The sequence below is a fragment of the Streptomyces sp. NPDC058697 genome (genome assembly GCF_042715345.1).
GTDB lineage: Bacteria > Actinomycetota > Actinomycetes > Streptomycetales > Streptomycetaceae > Streptomyces > Streptomyces liliifuscus.
The window spans coordinates 12,558-30,231 of sequence record NZ_JBHXSU010000043.1; the positions used below are offsets into that span (position 1 = coordinate 12,558).

A 17,674-nucleotide genomic window follows, 5' to 3' on the forward strand; every position below is an offset into this window, starting at 1 on the left:
GTTGTTCGCACCGCAGGGCACGAAGTGGTATACGCGCCTAATCACGGCGCCTATGCCGAACGAATGGGCGGCGACTCACCGTCACCAAGGGCCGGCGGTCCCCGTGACCAGCGGGGAACCGTCTTTCGCCGTCAGGATTCGCCCTCGGTCTTCCGGGTGTGCAGCTGCCGTGCCACCTCGGCGATCGAGCCCGACAGGGACGGGTACACGGTGAAGGCGTTCGCGATCTGTTCGACGGTCAGGTTGTTGTCGACCGCGAGCGAGATCGGGTGGATGAGTTCCGAGGCGCGCGGCGAGACGACCACACCGCCGACGACGATCCCGGTGCCCGGACGGCAGAAGATCTTGACGAAGCCGTCGCGGATGCCCTGCATCTTGGCGCGCGGGTTGCGCAGCAGGGGCAGCTTGACGACCCGGGCGTCGATGACGCCGCCGTCGACGTCCGCCTGGGAGTAGCCGACGGTGGCGATCTCGGGGTCGGTGAAGACGTTCGACGAGACCGTCTTGAGGTTCAGCGGGTTCACCGCGTCCCCGAGGAAGTGGTACATGGCGATACGGCCCTGCATGGCGGCCACGGAGGCGAGCGCGAAGACGCCGGTCACGTCACCGGCGGCGTACACGCCCGGGGCGGTGGTGCGGGAGACCTTGTCGGTCCAGATGTGACCCGACTCGTGGAGCTTGACCCCGGCCTCTTCGAGGCCCATCCCACTGCTGTTGGGGATGGCGCCGACGGCCATCAGACAGTGCGAGCCGGTGATGACCCGGCCGTCGGCGAGCGTCACCTCGACGCGGTCGCCGACGCGCTTGGCGGACGCGGCGCGCGAGCGGGCCATGACGTTCATCCCGCGCCGCCGGAACACGTCCTCCAGGACGGCGGCCGCGTCCGGGTCCTCGCCCGGCAGCACGCGGTCGCGGCTGGAGACGAGCGTGACGCGCGAGCCGAGTGCCTGGTAGGCGCCGGCGAACTCGGCACCGGTGACACCGGACCCGACGACGATGAGCTCCTCGGGCAGCTCGTCGAGGTCGTAGACCTGCGTCCAGTTGAGGATCCGCTCCCCGTCCGGCTGCGCGTCGGGCAGCTCGCGGGGATGCCCGCCGGTGGCGATGAGCACAGCGTCGGCGACGAGCGTCTCCTCGCTGCCGTCCGCGGCCCGTACGACGACCTTGCGCGAGCCGTCCAGGGCCTGCATGCCTTCGAGCCGCCCGCGGCCGCGGAGCACCCGGGCCCCGGCACGCGTCACCGAGGCGGTGATGTCGTGCGACTGGGCGAGCGCGAGCCGCTTCACACGGCGGTTGACCTTCCCCAGGTCGACACCGACGACCCGCGCGGGCGTGTCGACGTGAGGAGTGTCATCGGCGACGATGATCCCCAGCTCCTCGTACGACGAGTCGAAGGTGGTCATCACCTCCGCCGTCGCGATCAGGGTCTTCGACGGGACGCAGTCGGTGAGCACCGACGCCCCGCCCAGACCGTCGCAGTCGACGACGGTCACCTCCGCGCCGAGCTGGGCGGCCACCAGGGCCGCCTCGTATCCGCCGGGTCCGCCACCAATGATCACGATCCGAGTCACGTACTCCATTGTCCCGCACGCTTCAAGGTGCTTCCGCCCGGGGGGCTGCCGACGCGGCGGGAATCACGGAATCCGGGTGCTCCGGTTACGGGAGAGGCGCACGCGTTCGCTGCCGTACTCTCGATCCATGTCGCTCTACGCCGCGTACGCCGGCAATCTCGACCCGCGGCTCATGACGCGCCGCGCTCCGCACTCGCCGCTGCGCGCCACCGGGTGGCTGAACGGCTGGCGGCTGACGTTCGGCGGCGAGCACATGGGCTGGGAGGGCGCACTGGCCACCATCGTCGAGGCCCCGCGCTCGCAGGTCTTCGTCGCCCTGTACGACATCGCGCCCCTGGACGAGGAGTCCATGGACCGCTGGGAGGGCGTCGGCCTGGACGTCTACCGGCGGATGCGGGTACGGATCCACACGCTGGAGGGCGAGGAGGCCGCGTGGGTCTACGTCCTCAACGGCTACGAGGGAGGGCTCCCCTCGGCCCGCTACCTCGGCGAGATCGCCGACGCGGCCGAATCGGCGGGGGCCCCGCACGACTATGTGATGGAACTGCGCAAGCGGCCCTGCTGACCCGCCCGGGCGGCCTTCGGCGGAAACAACAAGACAACGATCGCAATCCCGTGACCATCACCATCTACGCGCGTAGGCCCGGACCGGCTACCCTCGTGCGCGTGAACGCATCTCTTCTTCCGGACGACATCCAGGGCGACCCGTACGCCGCCGCCGACGCCGCCGCCGTGCGCGTACGGGAACTGACGGGCGCCGAGACCCACGACGTCGCTCTCGTGATGGGCTCCGGCTGGGGGCCGGCCGTGGACGCCCTCGGCGACCCCGCGGCCGAGTTCCAGGTCACCGAGCTGCCCGGATTCCCGCCGCCGGCGGTCGAGGGGCACGGCGGCACGGTCCGCTCGTACCAGATCGGCGACAAGCGCGCGCTCGTCTTCCTGGGCCGCACCCACTTCTACGAGGGCCGCGGTGTCGCCGCCGTCGCGCACGGGGTCCGTACCGCCGTGGCCGCCGGCTGCAAGACGATCGTGCTGACCAACGGCTGCGGGGGGCTGCGCGAGGGCATGCGGCCCGGGCAGCCGGTCCTCATCAGCGACCACATCAACCTGACGGCGGCGTCGCCGATCGTCGGCGCGAACTTCGTCGATCTGACGGATCTGTACTCGCCGCGGCTGCGCGCCCTGTGCAAGGAGATCGACGGGACCCTTGAGGAGGGGGTGTACGCGCAGTTCCCCGGGCCGCACTATGAGACGCCTGCGGAGATTCGGATGGCGCGGGTGATCGGGGCGGACCTGGTGGGGATGTCGACGACTCTTGAGGCCATCGCGGCGCGTGAGGCGGGTGCGGAGGTGCTCGGTATCTCCCTCGTCACCAACCTCGCCGCCGGTATGACCGGCGAGCCCCTCAACCACGAGGAGGTCCTCCAGGCGGGCCGCGACTCGGCCACCCACATGGGTGCGCTGCTGACCCAGGTTCTGGACCGTCTGTAGTCCCCTCGGGGGCTCCGCCCCCGGACCCCCGCTCCTCGAACGCCGGAGGGGCTGAAGAATTCGCAGCCCGGGCCGACACACTCGGCCCGTCCGGCGTTTGAGGACGAGGCCGTTCAGGCCGATAGGGGGTCTGGGGGCGCAGCCCCCAGGGACGACGACAAAGAGAGAGGTTGACCCGACGTGCAGGACGGACTCATCGCGCGGGCCAAGGCTTGGCTGGCCGAGGACCCCGACGCGGAAACCCGTGAGGAACTCGCCAAGCTGATCGACGCCGAGGACACGGCGGAGCTCACCGCACGCTTCGGCGGCACCCTCCAGTTCGGCACGGCGGGCCTGCGGGGCGAGCTGGGCGCCGGCCCGATGCGGATGAACCGCTCGGTGGTCATCCGCGCGGCCGCCGGCCTCGCCGCGTACCTCAAGGCCAAGGGGCAGACGGACGGCCTGGTCGTCATCGGCTACGACGCCCGCCACAAGTCCGCCGACTTCGCCCGCGACACGGCGGCGGTCATGACGGGCGCGGGCCTGCGCGCCGCCGTGCTGCCCCGTCCCCTCCCCACGCCCGTACTCGCGTACGCCATAAGGCACTTGGGCGCGGTGGCGGGCGTCGAGGTCACGGCCAGCCACAACCCCCCGCGCGACAACGGCTACAAGGTCTACCTCGGCGACGGCTCCCAGATCGTGCCCCCGGCGGACGCCGAGATCGCCGCGGAGATCGCCGCTATCACGAGCCTGGCCGACGTCCCCCGCCCGGACAGCGGCTGGCAGACCCTCGACGACGGCGTCCTGGACGCCTATCTGGAGCGTACGGACGCGGTTCTGGCGGCCGGCTCCCCGCGTACGGCCCGCACGGTCTACACGGCGATGCACGGCGTCGGCAAGGAGACCCTCCTGGCGGCGTTCGCCCGGGCCGGCTTCCCCGAGCCGGTCCTCGTCGCCGAACAGGCCGAGCCCGACCCGGACTTCCCCACCGTCGCCTTCCCCAACCCGGAAGAGCCCGGTGCGATGGACCTGGCCTTCGCCAAGGCCCGCGAGACGGACCCGGACCTGATCATCGCCAACGACCCGGACGCGGACCGCTGCGCGGCGGCCGTCAAGGACGGCGGGGACAGCGGGAGCAGCGGGGACTGGCGCATGCTGCGCGGTGACGAGGTGGGCGCGCTGCTCGCCGAGCACCTCGTCCGCCGGGGCGCGCGGGGCACGTTCGCGGAGTCGATCGTCTCGTCCTCCCTCCTCGGCCGCATCGCCGAGAAGGCGGGCCTGCCGTACGAGGAGACGCTGACGGGCTTCAAGTGGATCGCCCGGGTGGAGGGCCTGCGGTACGGCTACGAGGAGGCGCTGGGCTACTGCGTGGACCCCGAGGGCGTACGGGACAAGGACGGCATCACGGCCGCACTCCTGATCACGGAACTGGCCTCGGAGCTCAAGTCCGAGGGCCGTACCCTCCCCGATCTCCTCGACGACCTCGCGGTCGAGCACGGGCTGCACGCCACGGACCAGCTCTCGGTCCGCGTGGACGACCTCTCCCTCATCTCGGACGCGATGCGCCGTCTGCGCGAGCAGCCGCCCACGCGCCTCGCGGGCCTGGCCGTCACCAAGGCCGAGGACCTGACGAAGGGCACGGACACGCTCCCGCCCACGGACGGCCTGCGCTACACGCTGGACGGCGCCCGCGTCATCGTCCGCCCGAGCGGTACGGAGCCGAAGCTCAAGTGCTACCTGGAGGTCGTGGTCCCGGTGGGCACCCACGACAACCTCCCGGCAGCCCGCGCGAAGGCGACGGAGCTGCTGTCGACGATCAAGCGGGATCTTTCGGCGGCGGCCGGCATCTGAGAGCCGGGGGTCACAGGCCGTACCTGCTCTTCAAGTGGCGCCAGAAGTCCCGGAACATCCACTTGTCGAACTCCGTGATCTGCGCGGCGCTGCCCGCCTTCATGAGGAAGCAGCACTGGCCGGTCGGGGTCCAGTCGTAGAAGTCGTCGAGGCCGAAGGTGTGGCCGACCTCGTGCAGGTAGATGTGGATGTTCTCCTGCGACAGGGCGCCGGTGAAGTACTCCTGGCCGACGCGCTGGCCCCAGTCGCCGCCTGCGCCGCCCTGGAAGCCCTTGGTGAGCCAGAGGGACTGGTCGTAGTGGCGGGCCGCGCCGCCCGGACAGCGGGAGTAGTTGCCGTCCTGGTGGAAGAAGCGGCCGCAGTCGGGCGCGCACTGCGGGGCGCCTCCTCCGTCGAGGTTGTTGGTGTAGATGTCGACGGAGTTGTCGGTCCACTGGAGGGTCGAGCGGTTCTTCACCGCCCAGCCGACGATGTTGACCGGCACGCTGGTGTACGGCCAGGCGTTGTGGCCCGTGCCGTTGTCCAGCATGGCCGCCGTCCACTTGCCGAACTGCTTCTTCAGGGCGGCGTGGATCCGGTCGCGCAGATCGGTGCTGACCGGGGCGTCGGACTCCCAGCGGACGCAGTAGTTGATGCTTCCCCGGTTGGCCATGACCTGGTCCCAGCCGTAGTTGCGGAAGCCGTAGAGGTCCGGGTAGGTCGTCGAGACGTGGTTCCACACCTCGCCCAGCGGCTGTACGAGGTTCGCGGGCGGGTTCCACACGTCTGCGGCCTTCGCCGGGGACGCCGGTGTGAGGGGCGAGGCGACCAGCGCGACCAGGGCCGCGAGAACGGTGACCAGACGCGCCAAGTGTCTGTGCACGGTGAACTCCCTTGGTGGGGGACGGGATTTCACCCTCAGGTCGCCGCCGACTCCCGCGAAGGTTGCCGGTCGGCGCAGCCGGCCCCAACGGCTCCGGCTGTTTCCGGCCGTACGCGTCCCCGGCCTGATTCACCGGGAGTTGGGCCGCCGCATCCTTCCCGGCTGCCTGTCCCGGCCCCGTCCGCCCCACTATGGAACCGGTGTTCGGACGCCTCCGCATCCCCCCGTGGCGGCGACCGGCACGTGTGCCCCCGCCTTCCCCTGTCCCACGGCGGGTGTGCCACAGGACCGGACACGGGGTGTCCCGGCGCCCGCCCTCCGGGCGCCGGACGAGTCAGACACGCATCAGATAGCTGAAACCCGTGTCCGGTCCCACGCAGGACTGCAGGGTGAGGTCGCCCCAGTACAGTCCGGCCGCCGGGGCGCCGCGGCCGGGGGTGACGTAGGTGGCGTACACGCGGTACGTCCAACTCCCGCGCGGGGAGCGGACCGTGACCGTCGAGCCGACCGGGAGCGTCGCGAACCGGTCGAAGCCGCAGTAGTCGTGGCCGACGAGCACGGCGGTGCGGAGCCGGTAGCCGTTCTCGGTGCCGAGGGCGGGTCCGGTCCACTGGACGGCGTCCTGGCAGGCGTCGACCGCGTCCTGGCCGCCTCGGACGACCCGTGCGGACCAGTTGCCGATGGTGATGACGGTGTCCGTGCGGGCCCGGGTCGGTGCGCCGGACCTCGCCCGCCCTTCCGGGGAGGGCGAGGGGGCCGCGGTGGTGCGCGGTGCCGTCGTCCCGGTCCCGGTCCGTGAGGGGGCGGGGCGGGACAGGTCGGGGCCTCGCACCCGGCCGGTGGCGGACGGCGACGGGCGGCCGGGGTCACCGGCGTCAGGGGCCCGGCTCGTCGTGGACCGCGGGGCGGGCCCGGTGGCGGCCGGGCTCCGCGCGGAGGCGGACGGCAGCGTCGACGTCGGGGGCGCCCCCTCGGTCGTACGGGCGTTGCCGTCCGCGGACGTACGGCCGTTCCCGCCGCCCGGGGCGCAGCCGGTCAGTACCAGCGCCGCGAGACAGAGGGCTGCGGCCGCGCCACGGCCGTACGAGCGGCCGCGGCCCCTCGGCCGAGTCACGCGGCTCGCCCGGTTCACCCGGATCACCCGGATCACCCGAACCGGCCGTTCACGTAGTCCGACGTCCTTTCGTCGCGGGGTGAGCCGAACATCGCTTCCGTGTCCCCGTGTTCCACGATCACCCCCGGTGTGCCGTGGGACGCCAGGAAGAAGGCGCAGGTGTCGGAGACGCGCGCGGCCTGCTGCATGTTGTGGGTGACGATGACGATGGTGACCTCGGACTTGAGCTCGGCGATGGTCTCCTCGATGCGCCGGGTGGACGTCGGGTCGAGGGCCGAGCACGGCTCGTCCATCAGCAGCACGCGGGGGCGGATCGCCAACGAGCGGGCGATGCACAGGCGTTGCTGCTGCCCGCCGGAGAGGGCGCCGCCCGGCTGGCGGAGCCGGTCCTTGACCTCCTTCCACAGTCCGGCCTTGGTGAGGCACTCCTCGACGAGGTCGTCCCGGCCGTCGCGGGACGCCTTGATGCCGTTGAGCTTCAGGCCCGCCAGGACGTTGTCGTACAGGGACATCGCGGGGAAGGGGTTGGGCTTCTGGAAGACCATGCCGATCTCGCGGCGGGCCCTGGTGATACGGCGGCCGCGGTCGTAGATGTCCTCGCCGTCGAGCAGTACGCGCCCGGCGAGCGAGGCCGAACCGATCAGCTCGTGCATGCGGTTGAGGATCCGCAGAAAGGTCGACTTGCCGCAGCCGGAAGGACCGATGAGGGCGGTGACCTGGCGTGCGGGCATGGTGAGCGAGACCCGGTCGAGGACCTTGTGGTCGCCGAACCACGCCGAGACGTCCTCGGCCTCCAGGTTCGCGGGCCCCTGCCCGACGACGATCCGCGGCTGGACGACGGTGTCCGTGACGTCGGCGACGGCAGTGGTTTCGGTGGACATTGCGAGTGTCAACTCCCGTACGGGGCTGGGGGGTTCGGAAGGGGTTCCGGGGAGGGTTCAGAGGACGTTCGGCAGCAGCGCGGTGAGCGCCGCGGAGTCGGCGAGGCCGAGTGCGGCCAGTACGGGCGCCGCGCAGATCCAGGTCTGCCAGCGGCCCCACACGCGGTACAGCCAGACGGTGATCAGCGAGGCGAGGAGCAGCCCCTGTGTCCACAGGAAGACGGCGAGCCAGGCGTCGTTCTGGCCGGCGAGCGCCTGCTCGGAGGGGTCGATCCAGCCGGACCTGATCGCGCGCGGCGGGTTCGGCTGGATGTCGGAGACGAGTTTGGCGTCCACCCGCAGCAGGCCGTTGGGCGTGTACGGGGCGCCCTTCGCGGTGATCAGGGTGAGCCGCCCCTGGCCCTGCCCCAGCTGGACGGGCAGTTCGTCTCCGGCGTGCCGGATGCCGATGACCTCGTACACGGACTTGCCCTGGCCGGTGGTCAGTTCGAAGCGGGTGCCGGTGGGCAGGCTGTGCAGGTTGTTGAAGGGGCTGCCGTAGCCCCACTGGCGGCCCATGATGACGACGGTGCCGGCCTGTCCGGGCAGCGGGGTGTCGCGGCGGTGGCCGGGCCCTGACATCAGCACGCTTGAGGTGGTGCCCTCGGCGACCACCTCCTTGAGGCCGAGCGCGGGGATGCGCAGCAGCGCGACCGGCGCGCCGAGCGCGAGGGGCTTGCCGTCGTAGGTGCGCTGGCCCACCGGTGCGGTGCCCAGGGCGAGTTGCTCGCGCAGGTCGTCGTACGCGGTCTGCTGGTCGCGGGAGTGCTGCAGGTGCCCGACGATCGTGAGGTTGGCGGCGAACCCGAAGAGCACGGCGGCCAGCACGCACAGCGTGGCGCCGGCCAGCGCGAGTCCTGGACGGGCGGGCGGCCGGGCTTCGTCGTCACGCCGCACGGGCGGGCGCGCCCCGGGGGCGGGCGGCGGCGGGGCGGCGGCGGGCTGCGTCGGAGGTGGTGGGGCCAGCACGGACACGGTGGGTGCGCTCCTCGGGCGGACGGGCGGGCTGGTTCGGTGGACGGGCGGGCGGACGGTTCGGTGGCGGGCGGGCGGTTCGGTGGATGGGCTGGTTCGGTGAGTGGGCGGTTCGGTAGGTGTGCGGATCGGTGGGCGGCGTTGCGTCCGGGGGCTGGGGCCATGGGCCGGGGCTGAGGCGGTCGGCCCGGGGACGGTCCGGGGACGGCGAGGGAGCCACCGGCGCCTCCGGGACCGACAGCCGCCGGGACCCGACGGTCGCCACCGGGGCCGACCGCCGCCGCCACCGGGTCCGGTGGCTGAGCCCCGGGACCCGGTGGTCGGTGGTCGGCCGTCGGCCGTTGCCGGCAGGGCCGCTCGGGCCGTGCGGTGCGTCAGAGGTGGTTCGGGGTGTCGCCGAAGGTCAGCAGTCCCTTGCGGCGGACGTGGACGACCAGGGCCGCACCCGCGCAGAGCAGCGCAAGGCCGGCGAGGCCGATGGAACCGATCTGGGCGCCGGTGGAGGCCATGCTGCCGCCGCCGCCCGAGCCGCCGGTGTCGCCGCCGGAGCCGCCCGCGCCACCGGAACCGCTCGTGTCACCCGAGGTGCCGCCGTCGGCACCGCCGACCGTGCCCGAGTCGGTCTCCGAAGGGCTGGGGCTGGGCTCGTCGCTCGGGTCGTCGACGACTCCGGTGGTGAAGGCGAACTGGACGCTGTGGCCCTCGGTCTTGTCCTCGGCGAGGGTCAGCGTGTGATCGCCGTCCGCGAGCTTCTTCGGCAGGGTGAACGAGTAGTCCTTGACGGTGCCGTCGGCGTCCGCCTTGGCGTCGGTGTACTTCTCCTCGCTGTCGGCGAGCGCGACCTTCACCGTGGCGTCCTTGGTGTATCCACGCGCCGTGATCTTCACGGTCTGCCCGGCCTTGAGGTTCGGGTTGGCCTCCAGCACCGTGCCGCTCTCGTCGGTCACTTCGAGGTCGGCGGGGGTGGAGGGGCTGGGGGACGGGTCGGTGGACGACGGGGTGGGCGAGGGGGACTGGTTCGCCGCGGTGATCTGGATGACCTTGGTCGCCTGCGCCGCGCTGAAGGCGTCCGCGTCGGTCGGCGTGAAGGCCGCGGAGTAGAAGTGGTTGCCTGCGGCCGCGGGGGCCGTGGTGGTGAACTCCGCCTTGCCGTTCACGACGTCGGCCGTGCCGACCGGGGTGGACGTGTCGTTCGTGGTCCCGGTGTAGGCGAACTCGACCTTGCCCGCGGCGGCGGCCGGGGTCATGGTGGCCGTCAGCTTGAGCGAGCCGCCGACGGGGGTCGAGGGTCCGTCGAGGGCCACGGTGGTCGTCTGCGTCTGGACCAGCGTCCAGGTCTCGCCGGTGACCTGGACGATCGCGGTGAAGGCCGGGACGTTGTTGGTCAGACCGGCGCCGCAGGCCAGGGCCAGGGTGTACTTGCCGTCGAGGGAGCCCTCCGCCACGTAGGAGCGCAGCTGGGACTCCACGGTCGCGGTGCCCGGGGTCAGCGGGACCGTGAAGGGCGCGGTCTTGGAGATCGTGTCCGCCGAGGTGCTCTTGGCGAGTTGCTTGGCGACGGTGGTGCTTCCCGGCTTGAGCAGCCAGAGGAACATGGCCGTGGGGTTGCTGGTCTCGGGGCACCCCGCGTCCGTGCTGGCGGACGTGGCGCTCAGCGGGGCCTTGATGCTGCCGGTGGCCGGCGCGAGCGTGAACTTCCCGGTGGAGGTGACGGCCGCTGCCTGGCCCGCGAACGCGAGCACTCCCGACAGGGCCCCCAGCAACAGGGCGCAGCACATCAGCAGTGCCGCGGGTGATCTGAGCAGTGTCTGGCGGTTCATGTGGTGGTCCCCCCACAGGGTTCGGGTCGAGTCGGTTTCGGGGCCGGGTCGGCTTGGTTCCGGGTTGGGCGGCGGCCGGTGACCGGATACGCCGCTGAGCCGGGCACCCTGGGGGTGCCCGGCCGTTGAGCGTCAGGTCGTGAAGCCGGTGATCAGCGCTCACCCTTGAGGTCGGGGTCCGTCGTGTCACCGCAGTTGGTGATCACGCCGAAGCCGTAGAGCTGGATCGTGTCGGCGTCGTTGCAGACCTTCGAGCCGGAGCCGGCGAACGTCGACGCGATGGTGGCGTTCGACAGCTTCGAGGTCGGGACGACGTTGTAGACGTCGCGGTTGTAGGTGAAGTCGACGTTGAGCGTGCCGTCCGCGTTCTGCGGCGCCGAGCCGTTGACCTGGCCGAGGACCGTGGCGCCGTGGCGGTCGTTCACGATGCCGCCGGTCTGCGCGATGTACTGGGCCACGGAGTACGGGGCGATGTCGCCGGCGCTGTCCAGCGCCTCGCCGTTGTGCTCCTGCATCGAGCCGACGCAGGTGCCGACGGCGGACTCGGCCACACCGATCTGGCCGAGGAAGAAGGTGCGGGTGCCGGAGTTGGTCTGCGGCAGCAGCGGGGTGAGGGCAACGCCGTTGACCGAGGTCAGCGAGCAGGTGTAGACGTCGTGCAGCTGGGCCGTGGTCAGGTCCAGGTCGTTGCTGAGCGCGCTGTCCCCGCGGACCGCGACGGTGACCGCGTCCTTGGCGAAGGGGATCCAGGTCAGGTCCGTGGTCGAGGTGTCGGCCGGACCGCGCGAGGAACGGGCGAAGTCGAGGCAGCCCGTGTTGTTGTCGACGGCGTTGCGCAGCGCGTCGATGCCCGCGGAGGAGCCGTTGGGGCGGTTGATGACACAGCCGGTGGCACGGGTCTTGATGGTGGCCGTGCCGGTGGCGTCGTAGGAGGCGACCGTGTTGCCGCCGTCGACGGAGTCACCGAGGCCGTTCAGGACATCCTGGGTCGTGTCGGAACCGGCGCCGGCGAGCACCCGGAAGCCGTTGGACGGGTCGGCGACGGCCGGGGCGGCCATGGCACCGACGGCGAGGGCGGCCGCACTGACAACGGCACCGATACGTGCACGGGACTTGACGTTCACTACTGTTCTCCTCCGTCAAAACGGATTGCGAGGAATGGAGCGTGAAGCAGAATGGAGCATCAAGCAGGATCCGGATTCTGTTTCCCGCCGGCCCGTCGGCCGGCCGCGGCAAACAATTCCGCACACCGCTTCACAACGGCCACCAAATCCAGCCACCCATTGAGTTAAGAACTCATTTCCAAGGTGACACCTAGAGAATTCGGTGACGGGAAGAGCGATTTCCCGGAACCGCCGGATCCCGGGAAATCGGACTCCGCCCTGCGGCTAACCCCCGGCGGGGGCCCGCCGCGAGGACAGCCGGAGCATCACGGGGCCGGCCAGCGCGGCGACGCCGCCGGCGATCAGCACGGCGAGCAGCACCCACCGGATGATGCCGAGCACCTCCGAGGGCGTGGTGCCGCCCGACTTGGCCACGTTCTGTTTCGCCGGGTCGGTCTGTGTGACGGACGGCCTGCTGGTGTCCGCCGTGTCGGGATTCGCGCCCGCGGACGCGCCTTCCGTACCGCTTCCGCCTGCGGCGACCCCGCCGGCCGCCGAGCCGGCACCCGCGCCCGAGGTCGTCCCGTCGCCGCCGGTGCCGCCGGAGCCCTGCCCGTTCTCCGCGGGCCCGTCCGGATCGTCCGAGGAGGCCGGCGCCACCCAGGTCTCCAGCGTGGTCGCCGCCCGCAGCGCCTGGTCGCGCAGCGCCTTGGGCAACGGCGCGTAGCCGTACGGCAGTTCGCCGCGCGCGGTGCCCTGGGTCTGGCCCGCGCCCGCCGCGTACCTGATCACCTTGGCGTAGTCCTGGCGTGCCGCCTTGGCCTGGTCGACGGAGGAGGCCGCGTAGACGACGGCGGTGAGCGGATAGGCGCCGTTCCGGGCCTTGGCCGGGTCGGGGGTCTTCACTCCGGCCACCGACGAGTCGGGCATGCCGGAGACGGCCTTGAGCATGGCGTCCGCGGTGGGCTTCACATACGTGCCGTCGGCGTTGGGCAGGGCGGCGACATCGAGCTGGTAGCGGTTGCTGGAGGCCGAGTCGACGATCCCGAACTCCCGCGCGTTGGTCGCTGCCGGCCGGGTACCGCTGAGCTTCCAGCCGGAGCCCGACTGTCCGCACTGGTACAGCTGGCCGCCGTAGCCGTTGCGGACCTTCTGCGCGGCGTCGTGCATGTCGTTGGTGTAAGGGACGAGGTCGGTGCCGTCGAACGGCAGGGTGTTCTCCGGGGTGTCGCAGGGCGCCTTCGACGTCGTCGGGTCGGCCTTGGGGAAGTAGTCGAGCGGTGTCGTGTCGAGGTCCATGTCCTGGTACGACGGATTCATCTTCATGCCCCACGGATCGGCCTTGCCCGTGAGGAATTCCCGCGCCTCCTTGTTCTGCTGGATGTACCGCCAGACCATGGTGGCCGCGTCGGAGTTCTCCGTGGAGACAAGGAGCCCCCAGGGAGAAAATGCCACCCCACTCTTGGCCGGGAAGTCGGGGTTCAGTTTCTGGAATTCCGGGTCGGCTCCGATGTTCTCGGGGTTCGACTTGATGTAGTCCGGAAGGTAGGCCGCTGCGGCCACGCTCTGCTGATACGACTGGGTGAGTATCTTGGCGAGCAGCCGTTGATTCAGTTTCACGTCGCGCAGCTGCCGGTTCGCGATGTACGAGCCCGACCCCTCACCGACGGTTACGTCGTATCTCCAGTAGAGACTGACGGTCAGTCCGCTGATCGCCACCGGCGCCTGTACGACCGGTGGCCCCTCCTCGACCGCCTCCACCGGCTGCACGGTGAAGCCGAGGCCCGGCGACGTGTCGCTCGGCGCGGTGACGCGCTCGCGCGCCTCGCCCTCGCCGGACTGGGTGAACGTGAACCGCCCGGCACCGGCGCCGCACAGCGCGCTCTGCCACGACGTCATCGCGTCCGTGATCAGCTCGGAGCCGATGGTGCGGCGCTCGGCCGTGTCCTGGGAGCAGTTGCTGCCGACCGGCAGGAAGTCCAGCCGGAAGACCAGCCGCTGGTTCCAGTTCGACTGGCGCAGCGCGGAGCTGCGCACCGAACCGCTGTTTCCCGTGGTGCCGTTGGTCTCGTGCTCGCCCCGCGGGACAACGACCAGCCAGCAGGGCTTGATCGCACCCGACGAGGTGGTCCGCGCACCACAGCCCAGATGCGGGGATTCGACTGACGCCCGCATCTCGAACACCGTCTCGCCGTTGCCGTCGGAGTCGTTGGGCAGCCAGGTCTGAGCGTTGGTGTCGAGGCTGTTGAAGTAGGTCCAGTCCGTTCCGGTCGTGGTCGCGCTGCCCTCGACCGGCTTGAAGGGGATGTACGGAATGTTGTTGCTGTCCGTCGCGTAGTCGGTCTCCAGCGGGTCCAGGGTCGGCGAGACGAGCCGGCCGCCGCCCGCCGGGGCGCCGTCCACGGCACCGAACTCGCACTGTTTGCGGTCCGGCCCCTTGTCCGCGTCGTCGCCCCAGCACTCCATGATCTGGAGGTAGTTGTTGTACTTGGCCCCGGTGGGCGCCGCCTTGCCGCCGGACCAGGTGACCCGTACGCCCTGTCCGCGCAGGTTCTTCGTCTGGTGGACCGTGACCTTCAGCTTGGAGAAGTCGTCGTGCGGTCCGGCGGATCCGGTCTTCGTCACGGCCGAGTCCTCGACGGTCGCCGCCTGGGCGCCCTGCGGCAGCGGCACCAGACCGAGCACCAGGGCGGCCAGCAGCGAGCCGACGCCCGCCGCGACCCGTCTGCGCCCGCTCATGCCTCGTATCGGCCCTGTCGGCCCTGTCAGCCCTCGTACGGGTCTCATGCGGTTTCTCCCTTGCGGCGGGCACGGGCCGACAACATGCGGGCCGCGAGCGGTGGACCGACGACCACGGCGAGGAGCAGGACCGCGGACAGCGCCATCAGCGCGCCGCGCAGGCCGAACTGCTGGCCCGAGGCGAGGTTGACCGGGTTGGCGACCACCGAGTTGTCGCCGAGGCCGGTGCCGTCGCCGCTGACGAGTTCGCCGGTGTCGGGGTCGACGGTGCCGCCGCCCGTCGTGGTGGCCGCCGCCGACTCCTGGGTGTCCGGGGTGCCGTCGCCGTCACTGTCGGCGCCGGTACCACCCGTACCGCCCGTGGCGCCCGACCCGCCGGTGGTGCCGCCGGAACCGCCGGTCGCGGAACCGCCGCTCGCGCTGCCGCCGCCCTGTGCGCCCGGGTTGACCGGCGTGTTCGACTTGGCCCCCGCGGTGCCGTCGGAGCACTGCGTGGAGCCCTTCTTGTCGCAGTCCTTGGGCTGGGGGGCGTTGTCCAGCAGGGTGTTCTTGCCACCCGAGAAGGTGGGGTTGCGGCAGTCGTTGATGTCGACGCCCGACGTGGGCGCGCCGGGCACCCGGCGGACCTGGTCGAAGCCCGCCTGGACGAGGTTCTTGGGCAGCGGCGAGTAGCCGAGTTCCTCCGCCTGTTGCTGGCCGTCGCAGAGGAAGTAACGGGCGAAGGTGCCCAGCGAGTTGCCCTTGGCCGCGTTCATCGGGTTCTTGTCGCCGCCGATGGAGGTCGGCAGGATCATGTAGCTGTAGCTGGAGAGCGGATAGGTCCGCTTGTCGCCGTTGCGGTAGACGCCGTCCAGGATCTGCGTCAGGTAGTTCGGCGAGTTCTTGTCCTGGTTGATCCGCGCGCCGGTCAGGGCCACGGCCACGCTGGAGGCGGTCGGCTCCACGTAGTAGTTGGCCTTGTTGAGGACCTTGGCCACCGGGAAGCCGGTCTTGATGGCGTACGAGTACTCGACGTAGGTGATCGCGCCCTCCGCCTGCGGCTGCCGTACGAAGCCGGAGACGCCCAGCGAACCGGACTTGGCGATCATCGAGGAGCCGGACAGGACCGGGTAGTACGAGGTCATCCCGCAGGAGCTGCCGCGGCCGGTCCGCCCGCAGTAGTCGTTCCAGACCGCGCCCTGCTCCTTGGCCAGCCAGGTGGTGAACTGGGCCGTGGTGCCCGAGCCGTCGGAGCGGACGACCGGGACGATCCGGCGGGCCGGGAGGGTCAGGCCGGGGTTGTCGGCGCGGATCTCCGGGGCGTTCCACATGGTGATCGCACCGGTGAAGACCTTGGCGAGCACCGTCGCGGAGAGCCGCAGATTGGTGACCTTCTTCCCGCCGATCTTGAGGTTGTACATGAAGGCGGTGCCGCCGGCCACGATCGGCATGTACGCGTAGCCGCGGCCGGGCGGGTTGTCGGTGACGCCCTGCTCGGTCAGCCCGTACGGGATCTCGGAGACCGCGAAGTCGACGACGCCGTTGCGGAACTGCTCACGTCCCTGGGAGGAGCCGACGGCCTTGAAGTTGACCGTCATGCCGAGGTTGGCGGAGATGTTGCGCCGCCACTGGTCAAGGGCGTTGGAGCTCCAGGTCGAGCCGGAGCCGGTGATCTTCGTATAGGACGCCGCCTCGGCGGCGGGCGGCCGGACGGCGACCAGTGCGCAGAGCAGCGCCAGCCCCGTGGCACAGAGGCGGAAGGCGGTTGCGGGTCTCACGACGAACTCCTCGGATCCTGAGCCGACTTGCGGAGGGAGATGCGGGGCGGGACGGCCCCGTAAGGGGCGCTGGGCTGTATCGATGTGCGGCTTCGCCGCAGGGCGCGACCGGCCCCGTAAGGGGCGCGGGGAACTGCGCGACCGGCCCCCACCGGCCCGCGGCGAACGAACAACGCACCCAGCGGAGCGCGCAGCATGCGCGCCAGACGCCCCCCGGCAGGCGGCGAGGTGACATCCGGGCCCACGCCCGGAGGCCCCTGGTGCGTACGGATCTCGAAGCGCCGGGCGTCCTTGCGGGAGGCCACGACCCGGCGGTGCTGCTGGCGGCGGGTCAGCTGTCCGGGGCCGCGCCCGCCGATGCTCCGGGCGACGACGAACAGGGCGAGCACCACGACGAGCAGCGTGGCGGCGGCGCCGAACCCGCGGGCGATCATGTTCGGCTCGGGCGACTCGACGAGCTTCAGCGCGGCCAGCGGCAGCGACACCATGGGGTCGGAGAACGCGTTGGCGTTGAACTCGGCACCGAAGCCCGCGGTGATCAGCACCGGCGAGGTCTCGCCGATACCGCGGGCCGTGCCGAGGATGACCGCGGTGGCGAGGCCCGAGCGGGCGGTCGGCAGCACCACGTGCCAGACGGTCCGCCAGCGTGAGGTGCCCATGGCGTAGGCGGCCTCGCGCAGCGTGCCGGGGACCAGGCGGATCACCACGTCGGAGGCGCGGATGATGATCGGCAGCATCATCACCGAGAGCGCGAGTCCGGCGGCGAAGCCGGACTCCGGGAAGCCCAGGGTGAGGATGACGGTGGCGTAGATGAACAGGCCGGCCACGATGGACGGCAACGCTGTCATCGCCTCGACGATCGTCCGCACGAACCGGGCGAAGCGTCCCGGCACCTCGTTGAGGAACACCGCACAGACCAGCCCGGCGGGGACCGTGATGATCAACGCGATGGTGATCTCGATCAGGGTGCCGGCGATCGCGTGCTTGATACCGCCCGTACTGAGCGGCTCCAGGGGCCCGGCCAGCCGCATGTCCTCGGTGAAGAAGTTCAGGTGCGGCAGCGCCTTGCGGCCCTCCCAGAGGGTGAACGACACGACGAAGACCAGCACGCTCAGGAGTACTGCGCCCAGCGAGCGGACCACGGCGGCCGCGATCCGGTCGGCGACGGCGGGCCCGTCCTCGTCGAAGGAGACCAGCAGCGCGTACAGACCGAGGAAGAGGGCGTACGCGACGACGACGAAGCCGACCGCGCCGTTGAAGGGCAGCAGCCGGGCGAACAGCAGCCAGGTCAGGGCGAGCGCGGCGGCAGCGGCACCGGCCATCGCGTACACGTCGCTGGCCCTCAACTGGGCGACGGAGCGCCTGCGTTCACCACCGGGGGCGGCGGCGCGCACGGCGGGTGGAATGGTGGTGCGAGGTCTCGCCGGGATCTCGGTCTCGGGTGCTGCGGTCATCGCCGATCTTTCCTTCGGGGGCACGGGTGGCCGCGACG

The 17,674-nt window shown here is 71.2% G+C and carries 13 protein-coding genes; 3 read left to right on the forward strand and 10 right to left on the reverse strand.

Annotation, left to right across the window (positions count from 1 at the left end; all coding sequences use genetic code 11):
- Positions 1–131: 131 nt before the first annotated feature.
- Positions 132–1,580 (reverse strand): NAD(P)H-quinone dehydrogenase, encoded by a 1,449-nt coding sequence (locus tag ACFWXQ_RS45165; protein ID WP_383948632.1) that lies wholly within the window; start codon positions 1,578–1,580, stop codon positions 132–134.
- 118 nt (positions 1,581–1,698) lie between these two features.
- Here ACFWXQ_RS45165 and ACFWXQ_RS45170 point away from each other — a divergent pair, with 118 nt between their 5' ends.
- The 3 genes from ACFWXQ_RS45170 to ACFWXQ_RS45180 all read left to right on the forward strand — a co-directional run bounded on the left by ACFWXQ_RS45170 (position 1,699) and on the right by ACFWXQ_RS45180 (position 4,892).
- Positions 1,699–2,136 (forward strand): gamma-glutamylcyclotransferase, encoded by a 438-nt coding sequence (locus ACFWXQ_RS45170; protein WP_200396198.1) that lies wholly within the window; start codon positions 1,699–1,701, stop codon positions 2,134–2,136.
- Between the two features lie 101 nt (positions 2,137–2,237).
- Complete coding sequence (locus tag ACFWXQ_RS45175; RefSeq protein WP_383948636.1) at positions 2,238–3,062, forward strand: purine-nucleoside phosphorylase; 825 nt, start codon at positions 2,238–2,240, stop codon at positions 3,060–3,062.
- 180 nt (positions 3,063–3,242) lie between these two features.
- Positions 3,243–4,892 carry a phospho-sugar mutase gene (locus tag ACFWXQ_RS45180; RefSeq protein WP_383948639.1) on the forward strand — a complete coding sequence of 550 codons (1,650 nt, stop codon included), beginning with the start codon at positions 3,243–3,245 and terminating at the stop codon, positions 4,890–4,892.
- A gap of 10 nt (positions 4,893–4,902) precedes the next feature.
- Here ACFWXQ_RS45180 and ACFWXQ_RS45185 read toward each other — a convergent pair whose 3' ends face one another.
- The 9 genes from ACFWXQ_RS45185 to pstA form a co-directional block, all read right to left on the reverse strand.
- Positions 4,903–5,754 (reverse strand): hypothetical protein, encoded by an 852-nt coding sequence (locus tag ACFWXQ_RS45185; protein WP_383948642.1) that lies wholly within the window; start codon positions 5,752–5,754, stop codon positions 4,903–4,905.
- A gap of 334 nt (positions 5,755–6,088) precedes the next feature.
- The gene (locus tag ACFWXQ_RS45190; RefSeq protein ID WP_383948645.1) at positions 6,089–6,868 is read right to left on the reverse strand and encodes a hypothetical protein; all 780 of its coding nucleotides are present in this window, start codon (positions 6,866–6,868) and stop codon (positions 6,089–6,091) included.
- Between the two features lie 32 nt (positions 6,869–6,900).
- Complete coding sequence (pstB, locus tag ACFWXQ_RS45195; protein WP_383948648.1) at positions 6,901–7,749, reverse strand: phosphate ABC transporter ATP-binding protein PstB; 849 nt, start codon at positions 7,747–7,749, stop codon at positions 6,901–6,903.
- Between the two features lie 57 nt (positions 7,750–7,806).
- On the reverse strand, positions 7,807–8,763 hold the full coding sequence (locus tag ACFWXQ_RS45200) for a sortase (RefSeq protein ID WP_383948651.1): 957 nt from the start codon (positions 8,761–8,763) through the stop codon (positions 7,807–7,809).
- Between the two features lie 374 nt (positions 8,764–9,137).
- On the reverse strand, positions 9,138–10,583 hold the full coding sequence (locus ACFWXQ_RS45205) for a hypothetical protein (protein WP_383948653.1): 1,446 nt from the start codon (positions 10,581–10,583) through the stop codon (positions 9,138–9,140).
- 152 nt (positions 10,584–10,735) lie between these two features.
- Entirely contained in the window at positions 10,736–11,707 is a 972-nt protein-coding gene (locus ACFWXQ_RS45210; RefSeq protein ID WP_383948655.1) for a hypothetical protein, read from the reverse strand.
- Between the two features lie 264 nt (positions 11,708–11,971).
- Entirely contained in the window at positions 11,972–14,425 is a 2,454-nt protein-coding gene (locus ACFWXQ_RS45215) for a hypothetical protein (RefSeq protein ID WP_383948658.1), read from the reverse strand.
- Positions 14,426–14,469: 44 nt separating this feature from the next.
- Complete coding sequence (gene pstS, locus ACFWXQ_RS45220) at positions 14,470–16,182, reverse strand: phosphate ABC transporter substrate-binding protein PstS (protein WP_383948660.1); 1,713 nt, start codon at positions 16,180–16,182, stop codon at positions 14,470–14,472.
- The gene (gene pstA, locus ACFWXQ_RS45225) at positions 16,179–17,636 is read right to left on the reverse strand and encodes a phosphate ABC transporter permease PstA (protein ID WP_383948663.1); all 1,458 of its coding nucleotides are present in this window, start codon (positions 17,634–17,636) and stop codon (positions 16,179–16,181) included. The genes pstS and pstA overlap by 4 nt, the downstream gene beginning before the upstream one ends.
- Positions 17,637–17,674 lie beyond the last annotated feature (38 nt).

What these genes read in the sequence shown, in the direction of transcription:
- ACFWXQ_RS45165 (WP_383948632.1), bottom strand. Translation starts at nt 1,580, where the DNA reads ATGGAGTACGTGACTCGGATCGTGATCATTGGTGGCGGACCCGGCGGA.
- ACFWXQ_RS45170 (WP_200396198.1), top strand. Translation starts at nt 1,699, where the DNA reads ATGTCGCTCTACGCCGCGTACGCCGGCAATCTCGACCCGCGGCTCATG.
- pstB (WP_383948648.1), bottom strand. Translation starts at nt 7,749, where the DNA reads ATGTCCACCGAAACCACTGCCGTCGCCGACGTCACGGACACCGTCGTC.
- ACFWXQ_RS45205 (WP_383948653.1), bottom strand. Translation starts at nt 10,583, where the DNA reads ATGAACCGCCAGACACTGCTCAGATCACCCGCGGCACTGCTGATGTGC.
- ACFWXQ_RS45215 (WP_383948658.1), bottom strand. Translation starts at nt 14,425, where the DNA reads ATGAGCGGGCGCAGACGGGTCGCGGCGGGCGTCGGCTCGCTGCTGGCC.
- pstA (WP_383948663.1), bottom strand. Translation starts at nt 17,636, where the DNA reads ATGACCGCAGCACCCGAGACCGAGATCCCGGCGAGACCTCGCACCACC.